This is a genomic window from Nonomuraea sp. NPDC052116 (assembly GCF_040680035.1).
GTDB lineage: Bacteria > Actinomycetota > Actinomycetes > Streptosporangiales > Streptosporangiaceae > Nonomuraea > Nonomuraea angiospora_A.
This window is the reverse complement of the sequence record NZ_JBFAWA010000021.1, coordinates 164,793-187,267: the sequence shown is the minus strand read 5'-3', so window position 1 is coordinate 187,267 and position 22,475 is coordinate 164,793. Positions and strand designations below refer to the sequence as shown.

19 protein-coding genes and 1 pseudogene are annotated in these 22,475 nt (G+C 70.2%); 9 read left to right on the top strand and 11 right to left on the bottom strand.

Going from position 1 to position 22,475, the window contains the following annotated elements; translation table 11 throughout:
• Positions 1-535: 535 nt before the first annotated feature.
• Complete coding sequence (locus tag AB0L65_RS35720) at positions 536-3,625, top strand: TIM-barrel domain-containing protein (protein WP_364254572.1); 3,090 nt, start codon at positions 536-538, stop codon at positions 3,623-3,625.
• A gap of 129 nt (positions 3,626-3,754) precedes the next feature.
• Here the strand turns inward: AB0L65_RS35720 and AB0L65_RS35715 are convergent, their stop codons facing one another.
• Together AB0L65_RS35715 and AB0L65_RS35710 are read right to left on the bottom strand one after the other, a co-directional pair.
• Entirely contained in the window at positions 3,755-4,657 is a 903-nt protein-coding gene (locus AB0L65_RS35715; RefSeq protein WP_364254569.1) for a hypothetical protein, read from the bottom strand.
• A 214-nt stretch (positions 4,658-4,871) separates the two neighbouring features.
• On the bottom strand, positions 4,872-5,306 hold the full coding sequence (locus AB0L65_RS35710) for an aldo/keto reductase (protein WP_364254566.1): 435 nt from the start codon (positions 5,304-5,306) through the stop codon (positions 4,872-4,874).
• 122 nt (positions 5,307-5,428) lie between these two features.
• On the opposite strand from AB0L65_RS35710, the gene AB0L65_RS35705 reads away from it, so the two are divergent.
• From AB0L65_RS35705 to AB0L65_RS35675, 7 genes are all read left to right on the top strand, one after another.
• Positions 5,429-5,728, top strand: coding sequence for an SDR family NAD(P)-dependent oxidoreductase (locus tag AB0L65_RS35705; protein ID WP_364254563.1), 300 nt, complete (start codon positions 5,429-5,431; stop codon positions 5,726-5,728).
• 176 nt (positions 5,729-5,904) lie between these two features.
• Positions 5,905-6,723, top strand: coding sequence for a hypothetical protein (locus AB0L65_RS35700; RefSeq protein ID WP_364254560.1), 819 nt, complete (start codon positions 5,905-5,907; stop codon positions 6,721-6,723).
• A 595-nt stretch (positions 6,724-7,318) separates the two neighbouring features.
• A complete protein-coding gene (locus tag AB0L65_RS35695; RefSeq protein WP_364254557.1) occupies positions 7,319-7,846 on the top strand; it encodes a hypothetical protein in 528 nt (175 codons plus the stop codon).
• A 236-nt stretch (positions 7,847-8,082) separates the two neighbouring features.
• Positions 8,083-8,727 (top strand): hypothetical protein, encoded by a 645-nt coding sequence (locus AB0L65_RS35690; protein WP_364254554.1) that lies wholly within the window; start codon positions 8,083-8,085, stop codon positions 8,725-8,727.
• 94 nt (positions 8,728-8,821) lie between these two features.
• The gene (locus tag AB0L65_RS35685) at positions 8,822-9,514 is read left to right on the top strand and encodes a hypothetical protein (protein WP_364254551.1); all 693 of its coding nucleotides are present in this window, start codon (positions 8,822-8,824) and stop codon (positions 9,512-9,514) included.
• Between the two features lie 165 nt (positions 9,515-9,679).
• On the top strand, positions 9,680-9,808 hold the full coding sequence (locus AB0L65_RS35680; RefSeq protein ID WP_355196773.1) for a hypothetical protein: 129 nt from the start codon (positions 9,680-9,682) through the stop codon (positions 9,806-9,808).
• 112 nt (positions 9,809-9,920) lie between these two features.
• Positions 9,921-14,234, top strand: a complete 4,314-nt coding sequence (locus AB0L65_RS35675) for a WD40 repeat domain-containing protein (protein ID WP_364254548.1) — start codon at positions 9,921-9,923, stop codon at positions 14,232-14,234.
• Here AB0L65_RS35675 and AB0L65_RS35670 read toward each other — a convergent pair.
• The 3 genes and pseudogenes from AB0L65_RS35670 to AB0L65_RS35660 form a co-directional block, all read right to left on the bottom strand.
• Positions 14,231-14,734 (bottom strand): inclusion body family protein, encoded by a 504-nt coding sequence (locus AB0L65_RS35670; protein ID WP_364254545.1) that lies wholly within the window; start codon positions 14,732-14,734, stop codon positions 14,231-14,233. The genes AB0L65_RS35675 and AB0L65_RS35670 overlap by 4 nt on opposite strands.
• A 324-nt stretch (positions 14,735-15,058) precedes the next feature.
• Positions 15,059-15,391: pseudogene (locus AB0L65_RS35665) on the bottom strand (transposase); the annotation flags it as partial.
• A gap of 236 nt (positions 15,392-15,627) precedes the next feature.
• Positions 15,628-16,500 carry an aldo/keto reductase family oxidoreductase gene (locus tag AB0L65_RS35660; RefSeq protein ID WP_364254542.1) on the bottom strand — a complete coding sequence of 291 codons (873 nt, stop codon included), beginning with the start codon at positions 16,498-16,500 and terminating at the stop codon, positions 15,628-15,630.
• Positions 16,501-16,630: 130 nt separating this feature from the next.
• Here AB0L65_RS35660 and AB0L65_RS35655 point away from each other — a divergent pair, with 130 nt between their 5' ends.
• Positions 16,631-17,077, top strand: a complete 447-nt coding sequence (locus AB0L65_RS35655; RefSeq protein ID WP_364254539.1) for a helix-turn-helix domain-containing protein — start codon at positions 16,631-16,633, stop codon at positions 17,075-17,077.
• Between the two features lie 99 nt (positions 17,078-17,176).
• On the opposite strand, the gene AB0L65_RS35650 is transcribed toward AB0L65_RS35655, so the two are convergent.
• The 6 genes from AB0L65_RS35650 to AB0L65_RS35625 all read right to left on the bottom strand — a co-directional run bounded on the left by AB0L65_RS35650 (position 17,177) and on the right by AB0L65_RS35625 (position 22,467).
• Positions 17,177-17,512: a hypothetical protein gene (locus tag AB0L65_RS35650; RefSeq protein ID WP_364254536.1), complete on the bottom strand. Its 336-nt coding sequence runs from the start codon at positions 17,510-17,512 to the stop codon at positions 17,177-17,179.
• A 204-nt stretch (positions 17,513-17,716) separates the two neighbouring features.
• Positions 17,717-18,961 carry an FAD-dependent oxidoreductase gene (locus tag AB0L65_RS35645; RefSeq protein WP_364254533.1) on the bottom strand — a complete coding sequence of 415 codons (1,245 nt, stop codon included), beginning with the start codon at positions 18,959-18,961 and terminating at the stop codon, positions 17,717-17,719.
• 120 nt (positions 18,962-19,081) lie between these two features.
• Positions 19,082-20,629, bottom strand: a complete 1,548-nt coding sequence (locus AB0L65_RS35640) for a helix-turn-helix domain-containing protein (protein WP_364254530.1) — start codon at positions 20,627-20,629, stop codon at positions 19,082-19,084.
• 55 nt (positions 20,630-20,684) lie between these two features.
• Entirely contained in the window at positions 20,685-21,026 is a 342-nt protein-coding gene (locus AB0L65_RS35635) for a TraR/DksA family transcriptional regulator (protein ID WP_364254527.1), read from the bottom strand.
• A gap of 31 nt (positions 21,027-21,057) precedes the next feature.
• Positions 21,058-21,810, bottom strand: a complete 753-nt coding sequence (locus AB0L65_RS35630) for a rod shape-determining protein (protein WP_364254524.1) — start codon at positions 21,808-21,810, stop codon at positions 21,058-21,060.
• Between the two features lie 273 nt (positions 21,811-22,083).
• Positions 22,084-22,467: a hypothetical protein gene (locus AB0L65_RS35625; RefSeq protein WP_364254521.1), complete on the bottom strand. Its 384-nt coding sequence runs from the start codon at positions 22,465-22,467 to the stop codon at positions 22,084-22,086.
• Positions 22,468-22,475: the final 8 nt, after the last annotated feature.

Here is a 22,475-nt window from a genome sequence, read left to right as displayed (position 1 = left end):
TTGATCATGTCCATCGTGGCGACCTTGTTACTGGGCCTGACACCCCCGGCGACAGCGGCCGACTTCTGGTGGACATGAAGCGGGTGCCGGTCAGCGACGGACTGCAGGACGACGCGCACCCGACGGACGCGGGCTACGCCAAGATGGCCGACGCCTGGTACGGCGCCATTACCGCCCGGACGACGATGTCCATGGGGATGAGGTGCGGTTCGCCGACGGCGACGGTGACGGCAAAGCCGACTATCTGGTCGTGTACGACGGCGGCGCGGTCCGCGCCTGGCTGAACCGCGGCGGCAACTAGAGACCCATGGCCCCGTCCAGACAGTCGCCGCATTCCGCCCGCTGTCCGCCGACCTCGACGCCGACCGCATCCCGCTTCTCGTCCTGACCCGCCCCCGACCAGCTCTGACCGAGTCAACCCCTCCCCGATCGAGACGCGCCCGTTCCTGACCGATTAGGCCCCACTCGATCTTGTCAGGACCCCCGCATTGGTCGATAGTGGCGGCAGAGCGATCACATTCGGTCGGGAGTCGTCATGAGATCAGGCCCCTTCCAGCGCATCGCCGCCGCCGCGATCATCGCGGCGGCGATGTCAACCGTCGCCCCCGCTCCGGCGGAGGCGGCCCACGACACCCGGATCAAGGCGGTGACCTCGGGAAACGCCCGCTTCCAAGTGCTCTCCCCCACCCTGATCCGGACCGAGTACGCGGGCGACGCCAAGTTCGTCGACGCGCCGACGTTCAACGCGGTCGGCCGCGACGCGTTCGCGCCCACCTCCTTCACCTCCAGCACGTCGGACGGCTGGCTCACCATCAGGACGAGCGCGCTCACCCTGCGCTACCAGGTCGGCTCCGGCCCGTTCACCACCCGCAATCTGTCGGTCGGTCTCAGGACCACCACCGCCGCGCCGTGGCAGCAGCTGACCTGCTCCGCCGGAGCCCTGTGCGAGGCCGAGGACCTGTCGTACAGCGGCCTGGCCATCGCCACCGACCACACGGGGTTCACCGGCGCGGGGTTCCTGGCCGGGTTCGAGGGGGCGGGGAACTCCCTGTCCGCCGACGTCGAGGTCACGACCGCGGGCGCGTACCAGTTCGCCATGCGCTACGCCAATGCGGTGGGCGGCGACGGCCAGCACACCACCCGCACCCTGAGCCTGTCGGTGGACGGCGGCGCGGCACAGACCGTGTCCCTGCCGACGACCGCGAACTGGGACACCTGGGCCGTCACCACCCCCGCGCTCCAGCTCGCCGCGGGCCGCCACACGATCACGCTGACCCGCACGGCGACGGACTCCGGCAACGTCAACATCGACAGCGTCGCCCTCCTGCAGCCCGGCGCCGCGTACCCGCCGACGTCGGCCAGGGCGACCATCGACTGCGCGTACGGGGTGAGCTGCGAGGCCGAGGCGGGCAGGCTGGCCGGCACGGCGAAGGTGGCCGCGGACCACGCGGACTACTCCGGCAGGGGGTTCGTGGCCGAGCTGAACCAGGGCGCCGGCGTGGCCGCCCGGCTGGTGAACGTCCCCGCCGACGGCACGTACACGCTGCACATCCGGTACGCCAACGGCGTCGGCGGCGACGGCCTGCACCAGACCCGCACCGCCACCGTCACCGCGGGCTCCGCCACGCAGCTACTGACCTTCCCCACGACGGCCGACTGGGACACCTGGGCGACGGCCGCCCTCCCGGTCACCCTCAAGGCGGGCGCGAACGACATCACCCTGAGCTGTCCGACCGCCTGCCGCGTCAACCCTGACACGCTCGCCGTGACCGCCACCGGCACGTCCGCGCCCCCGCCGCACCTTCCTCTCGGCGGGTACCGACGCAGCCTCGACAACGTGAACGGCGACAACGGCCCTCCGCCGACCACCCCCGGCCTCCTGCACAAGGACGGCTGGTACCTGCTCGACGACACGCCCTCGGCCCTGTACGACCTCGCCACGAAGAAGGTCACCCAGCGCCCCGCGCAGCGGCCCTACCAGGACGGCTACTTCTTCGGCTTCGGCCGTGACCACAAGCGGGCCCTGTCGGACCTGGCCACCCTGACCGGCCCGCCTGCGCTGCTGCCCCAGTGGGCGTACGGCGTGTGGTACTCCGAGTACATCGACCGCACCGCGGCCGACTACCAGAACACGATCCTGCCCAGGTTCCGCTCCGAGGGTGTCCCGCTGGACGTCCTGGTCACCGACACGGACTTCAAGTCGCCGAACACGTGGAGCGGCTGGCAGATCGACCGCGCGAAGTTCCCCGATCCGAAGGCCTTCTTCGACTGGTCCGCCTCCCAGGGCCTGCACAACACGCTCAACACCCACCCCAGCATCGTCGGCGACGACCCCCAGTTCGCCCAGGCGCAGGCCACGGCCAAGGGCAAACTCCGCAAGGGCGGCTGCGCGGGGGCGGCGGGGCCGGACTGTCACACCTTCGACTGGGGAGACCCCGACCAGCTCAAGGCGTACATGGACCTGCACAAGACGATGGACCAGCAGGGCAACGACTTCTGGTGGCTCGACTGGTGCTGCGACGCCTCGCAGTCGTCGCTGCCCGGCGTGACCCCTGACGCCTGGATCAACCAGCAGTACGCGGCGGCCAACGGCGGGTTCGTGATGTCCCGCGCGTACGGTTCCCTGCAGACCGGCTCGTACGCCGGCCGCTCCGGCCTGCCGACCGGCCCGTGGGCGGACAAGCGCACCACGCTCCACTTCACCGGCGACACGTCCTCCACCTGGGGCACCCTGCGGGTCGAGGTCGGCTCCACGCCGGCCGAGTCGGCGGCCACCGGCATGGCGGCCATCAGCCACGACATCGGCGGCCACAACGACACCACCGGCCTGCAGGGCTCGGAGACCTACATCGTGAACGGGCAGACCAGGCGGACCACCAAGCTGCCCGACGACCTGTACGCCCGGTGGGTCCAGTTCGGCACCTTCCAGCCGATCGACCGCCTGCACAGCAACCATGGCGACCGGCTGCCCTGGCAGTACGGGACCGCGGCGAAGGACTCGGCCAAGAAGTTCCTCAACCTGCGGGAGAGCCTGGTGCCGTACACGTACACGCTCGCCAAGGAGGCCAACGCCACCGGTGTCCCGATTGTCCGCCCGACATATCTGGAATATCCCGAAGAGGAGGCCGCCTACGCCGCGGCCGCCACCCAGTACTTCTACGGCCCCGACCTCCTGGTCGCCCCCGTGACCACGCCCGGCGCCACGGCCACGACCTCGGTGTGGTTCCCGCCGGGGCAGTGGACCGACTACTTCACCGGCCAGACCTACAGCGGCGGCACGACCCGGAGCATCACCACCGGCCTCGACACGATGCCCGTGTTCGTCAGGGCCGGGGGCATCGTGCCGACCCGTACCGCCAAGGACAGGATGACCGTCAGCATCGCGGCGGGGGCCTCAGGCTCGGTCACGCTGCACGACAAGACCAGGATCCAGTACTCGGAGGCGGGCGGGCGGCACACCGTGAGGATCAGCGGGCGGACGACCGGCCGCCAGTGGACCCTCTCCCTGCGCAACGCGGCGCCGCCCACCAACCTGCCCGCGAACGCCTACCACTACGACAGCGCCACCCGCACCCTGACCGTCACGCTCCCCCAGCGCAACCCGGTCACCTTCACCTACAGGTGATATCGCCGACGCCGTGAGCGCCCGGCGGGCTCGCAGGGGCCCGCCGGGCCGACCTGGGCTGGCTACCGATGCCCCGGGCTGCTGCACCCATCGCCGATGACCTCTGGTCACGTCGAAGACCGGGCCCGCCTAGGAAAGCCCCAGGTTCCGGCGCGCCCGCGCGTAGCGGCGTCCTGGCGTGAGAGACGCCGCCGACCACGGCAGGATCTCCGGCATGCGCCTGCCCGCGCCCGCCAGCAGGCGCTGCGCGCGGGTGAGGTGCCCGCCGAAGTAGAACGCGGCGCCGAACAGGTGCATGGCGTCCAAGGCACGCGGATGTGGCCGGTCACCGTCACGCCATTTGTCGGCCGCCTCGATCAGCGGGTCCGCCACGTCGGAGTTGCCGAAGTAGGCTTCCAGGACATCTTGAGCGGATTGCTCGGTCTCGTTGATCTCATTCCACACGATCTCGAAGTGCGCCAGCGGCAACATGGCCGTCACCGGGTCGCCCGCACGCGCCGATGACGTCACACCCCGAACGAAGGCGAGCAGCTCTTCGTCGGAGCCGTACCATTTCGCGCACAGTGCCTGGGCGCGGCTGTAATGCCCGAGGTACAGGTGCGGATCACGAGCGGTCAGCTCCGTCCAGACACGGTCGAGCTCCTCTCTGCCGCTCTGCATGCCGATCCCATACCGCTGCAGCCGGTCCCACGGCACAGGATCGTCCGGCAGCGCCTCCGCCGCCTGCTCCAGCGCCCCGGCCGCGCTCGACAGCACCTCCCAGAAACGGACGAAGCGCTCGTCCCCCACGTACGGGGCCCGGAAGGCACCGCGGATCGCCCACGCCTGCTCGATCCGCGCGGCGCCGAGCCAGAGCAGACCGTCGGCGTTGTCTCCAGCCAACCGGCCCAACGTCTCGGTGTGCGAGGCGCCGGCGATCGCCAGCTGTTCGACACGGAGTGCCCGCAACTCGTTGTCGCCGCGGGCCTGGTTGATCAGTTCCAGGCCGGGCTCCAGTCGCCCGGCTTTCACCTGCGGCAGGACCTGCTCCAATGCCGGGTCCTCCCAGGACCTTCCCAGCCGCATCCGTGACGTCTTGTCGAGTAGATCAACGACCGTCCGGATCACCCTTGTCAACGACATCCATGATCAATAGCGCAAGCGGCCGTAGAGCCGCAACAGGGCGCTGGCCGAAGTGGAGCGTCCCAAGGATCTTGGCGGCTCGACGGTCTCGAAGACGGCGGAAGGGCGATCGGTCCGGCTGCCGTCAGTATCCGGATGGGGTGCGAGGCGTGTACGGGGTTTCCAGGAGGTGGGCCTCGACAGCGGTGAGGTCGATGTCGAGGGCGGCGACCGCGTCGGCGAGGTGCTCGGGGCGGGTGGCGCCGATGATCGGGGCGGTCACGACGGGGTTGCGCAGCAGCCAGGCCAGCGCGATCCGCGCCATCGGGATGCCGCGGTTCTCGGCGACGTGCTGGACGGCGTCGGCGATGGGCCGGTTCTGGGCCTGGTCGAGCATCGCCGCGGAGATCGGGTCGTTGTCGCTCCGTGTCGTGGTCTGCCCCCAAGGGCGGGTGAGGCGACCGCGGGCCAGCGGGCTCCAGATCAGCGATCCGAGGCCCTCGTCGGCGAGCAGAGGGAACATCTCCCGCTCCTCCTCCCGCTGCATGAGGGAATACTGGTGCTGCATCGAGATGAACATCGACTGACAGTGATGATGGAGATGAGCGCTTCCCGCCAGGGTCTGACCCATCGACTGACTGACCTCGAGGTCCTCAACCGGATCTGTCGGCCCTGGACGGGGAGGTCGGATCCCTGTCCACGGTGCTCGACCCGGCCTCGCCGATGTACGCGCTGACCGACCTGCCCTACACCGCGTCCAAGACCGCGCTCAACATGGTCACCGGCCTCTACGCCAAGGAACTCGCCGGCACCGCCATCAAGGTCTCCGCCGCGATTCCCGGCTACTGCGCAACCGACCTCAACGACCACACCGGCCTCCGCTCCGCCGACGACGGCGCCTCCGTCGTCGCCGCTCTCGCCACCCTGCCCGCCGACGCGCCCACCGGGCAGTACTGGGGCGCCCTGTTCGCCACCGGCCAGAACGGCGCAGCCGCCTGGTAGCCCGATCAGGCTCTTCCGGTGCCGGCGCATCGACACCTCGCCCCTGGTCCTGCGGCCTCCTCAATAGGTCCTGTTGCGGGCGGCCCTTACCGCGGCACTATTTGCGGGCGCTCGCCCGGGGCGTACGTTTTGCTGACCGACCGTTTTTGGAACGGTCCGGCACGAGGACGAGGTCGATGGAGCCCTATCAGTTCTTCACCCCCCTTCCCGCCGCCACCGCCGACCGCGACACCGTAAAGGTGTGGTTCTTCCAACGAAAGGTGCAGGTCAGCGCCCTCTGCTCCGGCCACTCCCCGAAGTCGGGCTTCAGCCTGGACACGATGACCGCGCTGAGGAGCAAACTCACGACCTACGAGAGCAGGGTCGGCCTGAACGAGATGACCCCAGGCACCGCGGTCACCCAGTTCCAGCAGTGGCTGGACGGCTACGGCGACAACGGGGCGTGGCAGATCTATCTCGACGACCAGACCCGCAAGGACAGCGCCGAGCGGGAGCGCCAGCGGGTCGAGGCCGAAGCGAGGAAGATCAGGGACGCCGAGAACGCGGCCCGTTCCACGGCCACGGGCATCTGCGATCGATACCGCGCGGGGCTGCTGAGCAGCAGAGCGAGCGAGACACCGGTCGGACGAGTCGTCTGCGGCTTGGCCGTGATCGGCTCGCCCGGAGCGACCTACGAGGGTTTCAGCGGCCAGGACATGCACCAGCACGCGACCACCTCTCTCATCACCGCACTGGTCACCGGCATCACGCAGTCGGAGAAGTGGCCGCCGGAGTCGTGCGCCGAGGTGGACGCGCTCAAGCGCTGGCTGAACGGCCCCGGCGCCGGCATCAGCTCGGTCGAGAAGATCCCCGGGGACACCTTCGTCTTCCACGCCCGGGTGTGGCACCCCGGAGGCAAGTGGGGCGGTAAGGAGACCTCGCCGGGCTGGAAGGACCGCGGCGCCTGCGTCTACTGCCAGCACTGGATCAGGCGCATCGGCGCCAGGAGCGTGTGAGCCCCGGCGGGCGTCCCGCGGGGCGCCCGCCACAGATTCCATCAGCTGGTACGACCCCACCGGCTCAGGACATCCCCAACCGTTTCCTCAGACGTCAACGGGAAGCACGACACCACCGAGTCGCGACCGCCCACCTCCTCAGCCGTCGCCCGCCTCGAACAGCGCCCTGCCAACCGGGCCTCCAGCGGTGTCTCCTCGAGAGCGCATCCCCCAAATGAGGGGGATGGCTGAGCGCAACACCCCTGATGTGCGGGATAGGAGTAGATCGCGCCGTCCGGCACCGTCGATCAGGTCGTTTTCCCCTTCTGAAAGACGATCGACATGCCTCTCCCCTTGGACTACCTGCGCCCGCTGCTGGACGGCGCACTGATCCTGCCCGGCGATCCGGGCTGGGACACCGCCCGTTCGGCATCCGCCTGCGGGCCCGGTCGGTCGTGTCAACGACGAAGGCGGGCACGGCGCTCTGGTCCCGTTCATCGGGGAAGCGCACGGCCGGCGACCCGACGTCGAGCGGGGGCCATCGAAGTTCGGTCATCGCGATCGTACGGATGTCCCCTCGCGTTCCGCCACTGTCCCCAGGGCTTAGCCTGCATGGATGCAGCGCATCCTGGTAGTTGGCATCAGCGGGGCGGGTAAATCCACCATGGCACGGGCCCTGAGCAGCCAACTCGCCGTGTCCTATCACGAGATGGACGCCCTGTACTTCGCCGGTCCCGGTTGGACCGTGAACGAGCGGTTTCCCGCTCAGGTCGCAGAGATCGCCGACTCACCGGCCTGGATCTTCGACTCGTTCGGCTACCCAGAAGTCCGTGACCTGCTATGGGAACGCGCCGACACCGTCGTATGGCTGGACTACCCACGGCGGGTCATCATGCCTCGGATCCTGCGGCGGTCACTGCGCAGGACGCTTCTCCGCGAATCAATCTTCAACGGGAACCGCGAGACTGTGGCGGAATGGTTCCGGCGAGATCACCCCGCATGGTGGGCATGGTCCCAGCACGCGGCGCGACGAGCGGACATACAGCAGCGCATCGATGACCCACGCTTTGCTCCCTTGCATGTGATCCGCTTCACCACGGCGCACTCGTCTGCGACCTGGCTTGATTCCATCGGGCATCGATGACATCGGTGTGGCTTCGATGGCACGGGGCAGATGGCCTTACCTCGCGATAGAAGGAATCTCCGGCGCGGCTCGAACCAATGAGCGTTCAGTGGCATCCAACAAGGTCACGGTATCTGAAGGGATTCATGTGATCATCGGGTTGAACGGCGCCTCCGGAGCAGCCACCATGTCGATAGGCGACCGGGGCTGCTCATGACGCAGGGTGCCTTCGCAGCCGTGCGCGTGTCCCAGGCATCGTGATCCGCAAACGCACCCCACGCCTGGTGCGGCGAATCGACGTGGCCCGCCTTCCCGATGATGTCGTGGCGCTCATCGACGCCCTCGAGCCTGGCGAGAACTTGGTTGTCACGCGTGACGGCGCGTCGATAGCGACAATCTCCAGCACCGTTGACGTGGTCCAAGGCGCCATCGTCGATCGCGACGCGCCGGAAGAGGCCAACGATCAAGCACCGATCGACTACGAGAGCGTGACCGTCGTGGCCACCGCGATGGAGCTGTCGACCGCGGCCCGGGTTGCGCTGTCGACCCAGCTCGGGGCGGACTACGTCGTGCTCGACATGCATGCGGCTCCCGCGACAACCGATGTGCTGCTGGTACCTCCAGGCAGCCCGCAGCTGATTGCAGCGCTCCGATCGATGTTCCCGAAGGCTCGCGTCATCGTCACCGAAATCGAGGACCACGAACTCGGAGTTCAGTACCACGGCCCGGTCCGACGCCTGCTCGACGCCGGCGCCGATGCGTATCTACCTCCGGCGACTCTCCCGCTCCTGGCCAGGCAGCTTGACTACACGCTGAATCAGGGGCGCGAGATCGCCGGCGGGGCTGCTGCACCATTGCAGATCGCACCGACCGCGGCGCCGGCAGATCCAGACGACGAATAAACCCCGGCACACATGGCCATCGAAGGTTGGATGGGTCTGAGAGCTTGTGGAGATCGCCGGCGTACGGTCTCATGAACCTCAACGAGGGGCAGGCATGGAGAGACGCATCGAGAAGGCCAAGCTGTCCAATGAGCACGCTGTCTTCGTCGGCGATGTCGGCGAGGTCGGTGAGCCGGCAGCGGTGGAGCGGGAGCTGGACAAGGTCGAAGCCGATCTCGCGTTGGCCAGGGGACGGATCTTGCACGCGCGGTTCCTCGATGACCGGCGCGCGGACCCACGTGAGCTGGCGCTGTTCGAACGTGCGACACACCTGTACCGGACGCTGGGTGATGCGGCGGGCGAGGCGGGTTCGGTGTTCTGGGAGGGCTGTTTCCACCAGGTCGTACGGAGCGACCTCGACCGCGCCATTCCTCTCCTTGAGCAGTCGTACGACCTGGCCACCGCGGCAGGCGACCGATACACCCAGTGGGAAGCGCTCCGGCACCTGGGGATCGCGGACCATGCCGCGGGCCGGCTGGACGCCGCCCGGGAGCATCTGGAGGCGTCGGTACGGCTATGCCGGGAGCTCGGGCTGCCGGCCGCCGTCGCCGCCAACCAGGTAGGACTGATCTACATCGCCGCCGCGCAAGGGCGACGGGACGACGCGGTGGCGCTGGCCGCAGAGGCGTACGCCACCGCCGAGGCGTGCGGGGCCCGCCGCATCATGCTGCAGGTCGCGGAGGCGCGTATCCACGCCATGGCGCCGGACACCGATCATGGCGAGACCCACGACCAGAGCGCACCTTGAGCCGCTGAAGCTTCGATGTCGCAAGCTCGAGGTTCACCGTCACAGCTGACCAACCCCTTTGGAGACCTCGCGGAATAGAGCGGGGAAGGGCGCTGTTCACGCCATCAAGTTCAGATTTCAACTGTTGACGAGGGGATTATTATGGAGATCGCCTTCATGTTGGTCATGAGCGTCATCGTGGGCACCTTCCTCGCCGGTGCGATGACCGCCCTCGCGCTGAGCGGCATCAAGGACCGGCAGTGGCCGGTGCTCCGGCGTCGGCGCATCGTCTACCGCGGCTTCATACCTCGCTGACGCGGCTGGTCAGGGTCCGCCTGCAGCTCGCCCGTACCGGACGTAGCGGCGAGCCCGCCGTCGGCGATGAACCGGTACGGCAGGGTGCCTTCGCGGACGGACGGGAGCGCGCATGGAGCCGACCGGGGAGGAGCCCGGAACCCAGCAGGCACGCGCGGCCCGGGAACGGATCGCCGTCGTGGTGCGGCGCATGGGCGGCGGCCTGCTGAAGCTGTCGCCGCACGGGATCGTGGTGACGCTGTGCGCGTGCGCCCTCATCCCGCTGACCTCCGGCAACCTGCTCGCCGCCGGGGCCGACGTGCTCGGCGGGGTGGGCGGCAACGTGCTCGCCGACGTGCTGATCAAGGCGGCGGACGCGCTGCGGCGACGTACCTCCGGCCGTCCTCCCACGCAGGAGGAGCTCGAGGCAGAGGTCGTCGCCCGGCTCCTCGCAAGCCTGGAGCAAGGCGGGGAGGGCGCCGGCGAGCTGCGGCGCGCGATGGCGGCGGTGCTGCACCGGGTGGACGCGGCGGGCGCCGCCATCGAGGCGGCGGTCGTCAGCGGCGACCGCCGGATCCAGGAGCGCCTCACCGAGGCGTTCGGCGAGCTGAGCGGCGACTTCGCCGAGTTCCGCCTGCTTCTGGAGGACATGTCGCGCAAGGTGACCGAGCTTCTGCGGGTACGGCACCACGAGGAGGCGCGGGCCCGGAGCGACCGCGATCTCATGCTCAGGCAGTACGAGCATTCGATCCGGATCCTCGAAGAGCTGTCGCTGCTCAACGGGCGCCTGGACGCCCCGCGGCCGGAAGGGACACCCGGACCCCGCTGGCGTGCCGGGCGGGCGCCGTACCGGGGCCTGTGGCCGTTCGAGCGGGAGCACGCGCCGATCTTCCACGGCCGCGAGCGGGACACCGCCCGGCTGCTCGGCCGGCTGGCGGAGCGTCTGACCGGGTCGGGCCTGGTCATGGTGGCCGGGGCGTCAGGAGCGGGCAAGTCTTCGCTGTTGCGGGCCGGGCTGCGGCCCGCGATCTCCCGGGGCCTGCTGCCCGGCGCGCCCGGCAGCGAGCACTGGCCGCAGGAACTGATGACGCCGGGAGAGCACCCGCTCGACGAACTGGCGGTCCGGCTGAGCCATCTCGGTCAACTGGAGGCCGGGGCGGTGCGCCGCTCGCTGGGAGCCAACCCTCGGGACGCGCACCTGACCGTGCGGCACGCCGTACTGGCCGAGGCCGAGCGGCTGAAGCGGCGCGACCCGGGCCGGCTCGTGCTCGTCGTTGACCAGTTCGAGGAGGTGTTCCTCCTGGCCGGGCGGGAGGAACGGGAGGCGTTCGCCACCGCCCTGGTGGCGGCGGCCCGCTCGTCCGCGCTCGTGGTCCTGGGTGTGCGCGGCGACTTCGCCACCGAGTGCAACGCCCATCCCGTGCTGGCCGAGGCGCTGGACGGCGGGCAGTACACGCTGGGCCCCATGACGGAGTCCGACCTGCGCCGCGCCATCACGGGACCGGCCACGGCGGCCGGGGTGCAGGTCGAGCCGGCGCTGGTCGACGACGTGCTGCACGACCTGCGCTCGCGGACCGGCGAGGCCGGCTACGGCGCGGGCGCGCTGCCCCTGCTGTCGCACGCGATGCTGCTCACCTGGGAGAAGTGCGCGGGCGGCACGCTGACGAGCCGGGCGTACGGCGAGGTCGGCGGGATCGCCCACGCCGTGGAGTCGGCCGCCGACGAGGTGTACGAACGCCTTTCCGCCGAACGGCGTCAGGTCGCGCGGGAGGCCTTCCTGAGGCTGGCCGTCATCGGACCCGACGGGCGGCCCGTGCGCCGCCGGGTGGCACGGGACGAGCTGGTCGGCAGGCGTCCGGCGGGCGGCACGGACGACGTCGAGGCGGTGCTGGAGGCGTTCACCGAGCGCCGGCTCCTGGTCCGGAGCGGCGACGCGGGTGACGGCCGAAGCGGCGACGCGCACGGCGCGGTGGAGATCGCCCACGACGCGCTGCTGGAGGAGTGGCCCAAGCTCAAGAAGTGGCTCGACGAGGGCCGCGGCGACCACGTGCTGTTCCGCCAGTTCCTGGACGGCGTCGCCGACTGGGAGGCCAGGAAGCGCGACCCGGCATTCCTCTACCGCGGTACCCGGCTGGCGGCGCTGCGAGAGGTGTTCCCGCGCTGGGAGGCGGACCCCGTGCGCGGTCCCGCGCTGACCGGGGCACAACGTGTGTTCCTGCGCGAGAGCGACCGGCTGGAGCGGCGGGCCACCCGCTTCCGCCGCGCGGGTCTGGCCGCGCTGGTGATCCTGTTCCTGACGTCGGTGGTCGGGGCGGGCCTCGCCGCGAACCGCGCCGCCGAGGCGAGCGCGCAGGAGGACGCCGCGCGCTCGCGCGAGCTGGCGGGCCGCAGCCTGGAGCTCGGCGAGACCGACCCGGCACTGTCGCGGCTGCTGGCGGTGGCGGCCCGGAGGATGCGGGACACGCCGGAGGCCCGCGCGGCCATGACCGCCGCGCTGCTCAACCCGGCCCGCTCCGTGTTCACCGGCCACGCGGTGATGGTGGAAGAGATGGCGTTCGCGCCCGACGGGAGGCTCCTGGCGTCGGCAGGACGCGACGGCACCGTCCGGCTGTGGGACACCGCGACGGGCCGCCAGGCCGCGCGCTTCACCACCGGGCCCGAGGAATGGGCGACGGGACTGGCCTTCAGCCGGGACGGCCGGCTGCTCTTCGGCACGAGCCGCACGAAGCAGGCCGACGGGGGCGCGATCCGGATCTGGGACGTCGCCACCCGGCGCCCCTCCGGCGATCCGCTCACCATCCCCGGATCCGCCGAGGGGACCACCACGCCCTTCGATGCTCTGGCCGTCAGCCGGGACGGCACGACGCTCGCCGCCGCCGGAGAGGACGGCACTCTGTACCTGTGGGACGTCGCCACCCGCCGGCGGATCGGGGACTTCCGGACCGACCAGGCCGAGGACGTCACCTTCAGCCCGGACGGGAAGACGCTCGCCACCGCCGGCACGCGCGGGCAGGTGCTGTTCTGGGACGTGGCCCGGCACCGCGAGATCAGGCCCAGCCCGGTGACCCGCACGGGGAACATCCAGGCGTGGAAGGTGGCCTTCACCCCAGACGGCACCAGACTGCTGAGCGTCGACAGCGACGACACCGTGCGCTGGTGGGACACCGCGACCCACACACAGATCGGCGCCCCGCTCAAAGGGCCCGGCGCTGCTCTGGCCGTCAGCCCCGACGGCACGCTCCTGGCCGCCGACGGCGGCGGCAGCTCAGTCGTCCTGTACGACACCGTCACCCGCGAGCAGGTGGGGACGCCCCTCGTGGGCCACACCGGCACGCCCCAGGACGTGACGTTCTCCCCGGACGGGACGCGGCTGGCGAGCGCCGGCGTCGACGGCACCGTCCGCGTGTGGGACCTCCTGCGCGGCCGGCAGGCCGGCAGACCTGTCACCAAGCGGGGCACGGGCACCATCTACCGCATGGCGCTCAGCCCCGACGGGAGCACGCTGGCCACATCGAGCGTGCCCGGCGCCTTCCTGTGGAACCTGGCCGCGCGCGACCGGCTTGGCGGGCCCCTGTCGGCCGGTGAGATGGGCGAGCTCGGCCCGGTCGCCTTCAGTCCCGACGGCAAGGTGCTCGCCACCGGAGAGAACAACGGGGCGATCCGGCTGTGGGACGTCGCCACGCGACGCGAGATCGGGGAACCGCTGCTCGGTCACGCCGCGCCCCTCGACAACTGGGTGCTGGCGCTGGCGTTCAGCCCTGACGGCGCGACGCTCGCCAGCACCGGATTCGACCACACGCTGCGGTTCTGGGACGTGCGCGCGCACCGGCAGATCGGCGCGCCGGTGACCGGCGTCCAAGCCTCGTCCCTGGCCTTCGCCCCCAAGGACGCCGCACTCGCCATCGGCATGGACGACGGGACCATCAGGCTCCTCGACCAGCGCACACGCAGCGACAAGGCCGCCCCGCTGCGCGGCCACACCGACGCCGTCGAGCACATCACCTTCAGCCCGGACGGCCGCCTCCTTGTCAGCGCGAGCGCCGACCGGACGATCCGGCTGTGGGACGTGACCACCGGACGACAACTCGGGCAGCCACTGGTCGGACACACCGACACGGTCTGGATGGTGGCCTTCTCCCCCGATGCCCGGCTGCTCGCCAGCGCCGGCCGCGACCGGACGATCCGGCTCTGGGACGTCGCCACCGGGCGGCAGCTCGGCCGCCCGCTGACCGGCCACCGCGAGGACGTCTCCGCTGTGGCCTTCACCCCCGACGGTCGCACGCTGGTGAGCACCGGCTACGACAAGACGGTCCGGCTGTGGAACGTTTCTTTGCCCGCCGTGAGCCAGGAGAATGTCTGCGCCTTGGCCCAGCGGGCGCTCACCCGGCAGGAATGGGGCCTGTACGTGCCGGGCAGAGCGTACGAGCCGGTGTGCGCCGGCCCCTAGGGCTGAATATTGATGAAGGGGTCCCAGCAGTAGTAACCCTGCTTCTCACCCTTGTGGTTGAGAATCATGAAGCTGAAGTTGTAGGTGACCGTCCCCGTGTCCAGGACCTCGCACTCCCAGTAATAGCTGTTGATTTTCTGGGTGGTGGGATTCAGCGGGTCCTGGCTGTTCGGCTGTGGCTCGCTGAGCATCACCGACCTTGGTGTGGGGGTGCTGATCAGATCCTGTCCGGCCAGGGTGTTGAACCTGTAGAGGATGCCGGTGTACTCGGAGTTCAGGGACAGTGTCGTCTCGCGCCACCTGATGATGTCCATTGGGGAGGCGTTGATGGTCAGCTCGCTGCCCGGAGCGCCGCCGAGTTGGTTCTGCCGGGTGGTCATGTAGATCAGGTTGCTGCTGTCGGGGATCGATGTCGGCCCGTTCGGATCGGTGTTCTTGCCGAACCTTCCGAGAATGGTTTCCGCGTCGATGGCGATGAGGACGTTGATGAATTCTGACATGCAGAAATTCCCCCTGTCGTATCCGACGAAAACAGACCGTGCCCAGACCTCGATCACGACTTGAAGACCGCTGGGCGAATGCCTCCACCATGATCTTTGACATTGAGTGCTGTCAAGGATGCATAATGTCACCGAACTAAAGTCGTGTTATCCCGTAACGCTTCGCGCCGAGGTGATGAGCAGCCGGGACACGTCCCTGGAGGGACGGAAGGGCGCGCCGTTCCCCCGCCTAAATGTGGCAGACAGGACAGGTGTGCATTACTGAAATGCGCGCTTCCGGCTTGATCACATATCGCGCAGTGGCGGTCAGGGCAAAACGGCTCTTCACAATCCAGGGTGTAGTCGTGGCCTGAAGCCGCCGGTTTCCAGCAGGGATCTGGCGATGTAGTTGGTGAGGTTGCGGACTCCGAGGGCGGAGCCGCGGCGGTGTTCGAGCCGTCCGTTGATGGCCTCGGTCGGTCCGTTGGGAGTGCCCGGGCGTTCGAAGTAGGCCAGCACGTCGGTGGCTCGCTTGTTCGGTGTCCGGCCGAGCGTGATGATCTCGCTCAACGCGCTCGGGACGCCCTGGCTGACCGACCCGATCAACTTCACCATCAGCTCTCGGCCCTTCCTCCGATCGGATTCCCGGTAGGCGGCGATCATCCGCTGGTAGAGCCCGAGCTTCTTCCGGATGGGCTTGGGCTGGGAATCCCCTTCCTCGGGAGACCTCGACGCCTACCCGGCCACCGACGCGGAGTGAGCTGCCACCGCCGCTCCCTGACGGTTGATGATCTGAAGTCATCCAGGTGAGGGCGAATCGTCCTGCTTCGGCCCCGGTCGCGCGAAGGTGACCGGGGCCGGAACTTGAATCGCGGCTTCGGTCGTGGCTTGTGGGCCGTTTGGCTCTGGGGCATTCAGCGGCTGATGTCGTCCAACTCGGTCAAGTCCTCATGAGAGAGGGAGAGTCCCGCGCCGGCGATGTTCTCGCGCAGGTGTGCCGTGGATGACGTGCCGGGGATGAGCAGGATGTTCGGTGATCGCTGCAGCAGCCAGGCCAGTGCGACGGACATCGGTGTCGCCTCCAATCGAGCGGCGACCGCCGAGAGCGCCGAGGACTGAAGCGGGGTAAAGCCCCCGAGGGGGAAGAAGGGCACGTACGCGATGTCGTCGGTGGCGAGCCGGTCGATGAGCTTGTCGTCGTGGCGGTGGGCGAGGTTGTACATGTTCTGCACGCACACGATCGGCGCGATGCTCTGTGCCTCGGCGACCTGCTCCGCGGTGGCGTTGCTGACCCCGAGGTGGCGGATCAGGCCCTGCTGCTGGAGTTCGACGAGCGTCTCGAACGCCTCGGCGAGCGAGCCGGGCTGGGGACCTTCGGCGTTGCCGAGCCGGAGGTTGACCAGGTCGAGTACGTCGAGCCGGAGGGACTTGAGGTTGTCGTGGACCTGGCGGCGCAGATCTTCGGGTCGCCGGGCCGGAGGCCAGCCACCCTGTTCGTCGCGGGTCGCGCCCACCTTGGTCACGATGTGCAGCGACTCGGGATAGGGGTGCAGTGCCTCGCCGATCAACTCGTTGGTGACGCGCGGCCCGTAGGCGTCGCTGGTGTCGATGTGGGTGATACCGAGGTAGACCGCTTCGCGCAGAACAGCCAGGGCACCGTCGCGATCGGCGGGCGGCCCCATGACCCACGGGCCGGCCAGTTGCATGGCGCCGTAACCGAACCGGGTGACGGTCAGGTCGCCCAAGGGCCAGGTACCGCCGGGAAGAGAGAGGGAGGGCGTGCTCATCTTGTTGCCTTTCGTCGTGCACTGGGGGTGGCGCCTTCTGCCTGCCTGCATCAGCATTGGAGAGAAACTTCCTGTCAGGAAGTAGGCACTCTGGAGTGCGTAACCCACCTATAGGTGAGAGGTGCGATCGGTGACGACGACGAAGGCGGCCCAGAAGAGGGCTCAGGCCAAGGTGGAGTACAACGCGTTCCTGGCAGAGTGCCCGAGCCGGCAGCTGCTCGACCGAATCTCGGACAAGTGGGTCGTCCTGATCCTGTGCGCGCTGGGCGGCGACAACAGCCCTCGCCGACCCGGTCCGGCACACGCAGACGCTCCGAAGGCGATGCGTTACTCCGAGATCTCTCGGCGTCTGGCCGGGGTCAGCCAGAAGATGCTGACCCAGACGCTACGGTCGCTGGAACACGATGGTCTGCTCACCCGTACCGTGACGCCAACCGTCCCTGTCACCGTCTCCTACGAGCTGACCGACCTCGGTCTCTCGCTCCACCACATGACGCGCGGGCTCAGAAACTGGGCGCAGACGCACATGGCCGAGGTCCTCGCAAACCGCGAGAACTACGACGCTCGCACCTCCTGACGACTCACGTCCAACCGTCCAGCGGCTTTACATTCTCGGCGCTACACCAGGCGGCGACCGCGCGGACGGACCTCGCCCGCGCGGCGGCATCGGCGTGGGTCAGACCGAGTACCTGCAGATCAGCGCCTGGCTGGCGCCCTGGGCAGAGCCGAGGTAGGTGTAGGTGGGGTTGAAGTACGCGCACGCGGCGGAGGCGCTTCCGCTGCCGGTGTAGGTCATGCCGGAGCCGCCGGTGCCCCAGCGGTAGCAGCTCAGGCCGCCGTTGTAGAAGCCGATGGTGGAGGAGGAATTGACCTTGGCGGAGCAGTAGTCGCCGAGCGAGATCGGGCTGTAGGTCACCTCCACGTCTGCCGCCTGCGCCGGCGCGGCGGAGATGGAGAGAGCGCCGAGCGCGGCGAGCATGACGGTGAGGAGGGCAGGGACACGACGAACCACGAGGACCTCCGGGCAGTAAGTCGCCGAGTCAGTGGGACAGGGCGTCACGTGCAGCAGGAGCGCGATGGAGCATCGCGCGCCGCGATACGCTGCGTTGATCGCAGTATTAAATAGGAAAGCTTCCTATGCAATAGCTGTCTCACGCGGCTCCTGGGGAACGTCTCCGCCAGGCGCGACGGCGCTCGGGCCCGCGGGACGAATGGGTCAGCGGAGGGGGTCGAAGTCGGCCAGGGCGGCGGGTTGCTTGCCGGTGGTGATCTGTTCGGCCAGCAGCCGTCCCGTGATCGGGCCGTGGGCCATGCCCCACATGCCGTGCCCGCCCGCCACGTAGACGGTGGGGGCCACCGTCGCGCCGATGAGCGGCCGTCCGTCCGAAGTGACGGGGCGGGGCCCCACCCAGACGTCGGTCCGCTCCTCCCAATGCACACCCCGCAGCAGCGGACGGGCGGAGGCGATGATGGCCCCCAGCCGGGCGGGCACCTGCGGGGCGTCCGGGTCCCGGAACTCCATGGTGCCCGCCACCCGCAGCCGGCCCTGGTACGGCGTGCACGCCACACGTACGTCGGGCAGGTAGACGGGACCGGGGACGGGATGATCGACCGGCACGGTGAAGGAGTAACCGCGGCCCGCCCGCACCGGGACGCGCACGCCCCACTCCCGGGCCAGCCGGGGCAGCCACGCGCCGGTGGCGAGCACCACCGCGTCGGCGGACAGGACGGTGCCCTTGGTCGAGCGGACGATCACCTTCCTGTCATCGGTACGCACCTCGTCGACTTCGACGGCGTACACGGTCGCGCCGCGCCGCATGACGGCCTTGCCCAGAGCGTGCACGAAGGCGCCCGGGTCGACGTAGCGCTGGCCGTCGATCCGCACCCCTGCCCTCAGCGCGTCGCCGGCGAGCGGGACGTGCTCGTTGAGCCGGTCGCCGTCCAGCACGGTGTGGTCGACCGGCTGCCCGACCTCCTGGAGCCTGCGCAGCTCGCGCAGCAGCCCCTGGGCCTGGCGTGGCGTACGGAACGCGGCCGTGATCGGCGCCGCGACGACCGGGGCGGACACGCCGTCGGCGGCGAGCACCTCGTAGGCCTCGATGCATTCGTCGTTGAGCGGCACGTTGGCGCGCGCGGCGCGGGTCCAGGACCGCCAGTGGCTGTTCGCGGCGAACCCGGCCAGGAACCTCCACAGGCCCGGGTCGAGGCTCGCGGGCACGTGCAGCGGCGCGGCCGGGTTCAGCAGCGAGCGAAGGCCGTAGCGCAGGACGGCGGGCTCGTTCAGCGGGATGGCCAGGCCGGGGGCGATCCATCCGGCGTTGCCCCAGGAGGCGCCGGCCGCCACTCCCCCGCGGTCCACCACGTCGACCTGGACGCCGCGTTCCTGCAGGAACCAGGCGGTCGACAGGCCCACGATGCCCGCGCCCACCACGATCACCGATCTCGGCCAGTTGCCGTCCATGCCCAACCTCCAACGGAACGAATGACGGGGTGTCCCAGTCAGCATGGCCCTGGCGGCGACCTGCGGCGTTGTGGGCGGGCGACAATCGCGGCGCCGCCGTTGTCGATCCGGCACAACGTCTCAGTGACGGGGCTCGTCCTCGACGGCGGCCAACGTGATGATCATGGCGAGACGCTTGCGACCGTCGTTCAGGTCCAGGGGAACGAGCTCGTCCATCTTGCGCAGCCGGTTGCGCACGGTGTTGGGATGCACTCCGAGCTGCTCGGCGGCCAGGGCCAGGTCGCCCTGGCTCATCAGCCAGGCCCGCAACGTGGCCACGAAGCGCGTACCGTGACGGGTGTCGTGCCGCAGCAGCGTGCTCACCGGCCCGCGGGCCGGAGTCCGGCCGGTACGCGCCGCCGCGCGCAGCCGCCGCAGCAGAATGTCGTCCCAGGACTCGTCGTAGGCGGGCGGGACGGCGCCGGGCCTGGCGCTCTCGTGCAGCGCCAGGCACTCGTCGGCTTCCTGGCGGGCGGCGGGCAGCTCCGCGACCTCGGCGGGTGCGCTGATCCCGGCCGCGACGTGCATCTGAGCGGGCAGTTCGCGGTGGAGGGCGGTGATCCACTGCCGGGCCGCGTCGGCCTGCTCGGCCGGCATGATGGTGTAGAGCGTGTCGCCGAGCAGCGCGCTGCGGCCGGGCCTGGACCAGCCGAATCCGGTGGTCGCCTGCTCGAAGGCCAGCAGCAGCGCGGCGTGGCGATCGGCGGTGTGCGCGCGGACGGCGATGACCCGCATCGGCTGCGGCGCCAGGCCCAGCCGGCTGATCACCGTCTCGGCGTCGGAGCTGCCTTCCAGCAGCCGGATGACCAGGTCCGACTCCACCTGCCGCTCCAGGTCGGCGCTGGCCCGGGAGCGCAGCAGGTGCAGCGCGACGGTGCGTGCGCCGTCCGCCAGCGCGCGGAGATGAGCGCCGGTCAGCGGGCGCTCGCAGGTCACCCACACCCAGCCGAGCAGTTCGCGGCCGGCCCGCGCCGCCACGGCCATCCGCCCGGTCAGGCCGTGCCCGGCATCGGCGGGGACGAACACCGGCTCGTCCGTCGCAGCCAGCCGGGCGAACACCCCCTGCTCCTGGAACAGCTCGCGCAGCCGGTCGGGAACGCGCCGGGCGAGGATGGTCTCCAGCCGGGCCGGGTCGCCCGCCTGCTGGGAACGGGAGTAGGCCAGCACCCGCGAGTGCCGGTCCTCGATGGTCACCGCCCCGCCGATGACGTCGGCCAGGCTGTCGGCCAGGGCGAACAGGTCGGTCGGGCCGCGTCCGGAGGCGGTCTCGCGGCTCTCCAGGACCAGCCCGTACACCACGCCAGCGAGCTGGCTCCACGAGACGGCGGGATCGGCCAGCAGGACGGCCACCCCGTGCCGGTCGCCGAGCGCGGCGGCGTCCCGCTCGACGTCCGCGCCGCTTTCGGCCGGGCGGACCAGGACCGCCGTGGCTCGGGACGCGGCGGCCCACTGCACCGCCTCGGCGATCGAGGTGGTGCCGACGGCCAGGAGCAGGTCGCCGGCGGCGTGGCGGTCGGTGGCATCGGGCATCGCCACGCTGCGCAGCCAGGCCGAGCGTGCCTCGGGGTTGCCGCACAGCCGCACGCCGTACCCGCCGAGCACGTTCACCAGGCGATCCAATGTGATCATGTTCAAACTCCGGGTCGGCGGAAGGGAGCGGGCTGCCCCGCTCCCTTCCGCGGTGTCAGGCGGCCTCGTGCCGCCGCTGGCAGTCGATGCAGTTGCGGGCCAGCGGCCGGACCTTGAGCCGTTCGAACGGGATGGCCGCCTGGCAGCGCGCGCAGCGGCCGTAGGTGCCGGCCACCAGCCTGTCGTAGGCCTGGGACAGGTCGGCGACGGCGCGCTCGGCGGCGGTGATCGAGATGACCAGTTCCTGCCACGTGCCGTCGGCGCCGCTGCCGTCCTGCTCCTGCACCCGCAGCCCGTCCAGGTGCCGCCTGCGCTGCTCCAGCTGCTGCTGCAGGTCCTGGCGCAGCGACTGGAGCTGCACGCTGCTGAGGTGTGAGGTCTCGTGGTTGTCGGTCATGGTGGAAGGTCCTTTCTGTGAACGGAATACGTCAGCGGGCGCGCAGGCCGAGGCCTTCGGCCAGGGCCGGCTGCAGGCACAGGCGCATCAGGCCGCGGATGGTGGCGTGCTGCGGCTGGGGCGCCACGCTGATCCGCAGCCGCAGCGCGGTGCGCAGGCGGCTCAGCAGCAGCTCCTGATGAGCGCCGCCGCCGGTGACCACCAGGCCCCGGGAGCGCGACGCGGTCGGCAGGCGGCGTAGCAGGCCCGCCGTCATCTCGACGACGCTTTCCAGCGCGTACGGCGGCAGCCCCTCGGCGGTGGTGGCGCCGAGCTGGAGGGAGACCGCGTCGACGACGGCCCCGGCGCCGATGGCCGCGGCCTCGACGATGCCCGCCCCGACGTCCAGCACCAGGCAGGACTGGGGATCGAGGACGTCCAGGCCGACGCCGACGGCGGCGGCCAGCGGCTCCTCCACCAGCGTCACCTCGCACCCGGCGATCTCGGATACCGCGGCGTGGACCGCCCGGCGATCGCTCGGCGACGCCGCGATCGGCACCCCGGCCAGGACTCGCGCCGGCGGCCGGCCGTCGTAGAGCCGGGTGTCCTGCAACACCAGGCGCACCAGCCGAACGCAGGCCCCGGGGTCGGCCACCATGCCGTGCCGGATGGGCCGCACCACATCCGCCACGCCGGAGGCTCGCCCCATGACCGCCGACGGCCGGTCGGCGATGGCGTGCCCGCTCAGCGATCGAGTACGCGCGGTGCCCAGGTCGAGCGCCACCAGGCGCCGCGTCGGGCTCATCCCGCGCTCCCACGTGCCACCGGGCCGGGCTCGCGCAAGCGCTCCGGCCACAGAGATCCAACAAACGGCATGACGATGATCAGCTCCTAGCTGACGTCGAGAGAAAAAGGCGGCATGGGACAGGTGGCCCTGTCCCTTCTCCTGCCATAGGGACGGTCATCAGACGTCTCCAGGCGCAACGGCACGCAGAGACCCGGCGCCCGCAAACAGCGTGGGCGCGCGGTCAGGCTCCGCGGCGCGCGTGGCCGCAGAGCCGAACGGGGAAGACGTCGGCTAGCTGAGCGGCGGGCTGCGCGATCCCGCGGTGCGGTGCGCCAGCTGTTGAGGATCGCGGAACGTGTCCGCGATCGAGCCCGGTGCCGGCAGCAGCGCCAGATGGGCGAGCTCGCCGTGGCGTTGGCCGCGCATCGGTGGCCACAGCGACAGTACGTGGTGCTCGCGGACGCCGCTCGCCTGCGGCGGCAGGCTGGACAGGTCGGCGTCCCCTCCGCCCAGGCTCCACGCCGGGCCGGAGGCCGGCCCCTGCACGACGACGGGGTCGCCGCTCGACCTGCCCGAAGCGCTGGTCAGCATCAGCGACACCAGGGACAGCAGGACCAGGGCCATCACGCCGACAAGCGAGATGGACCCTTGTGGTGTTCTCCACGGTCCCGTCATACGGCCGA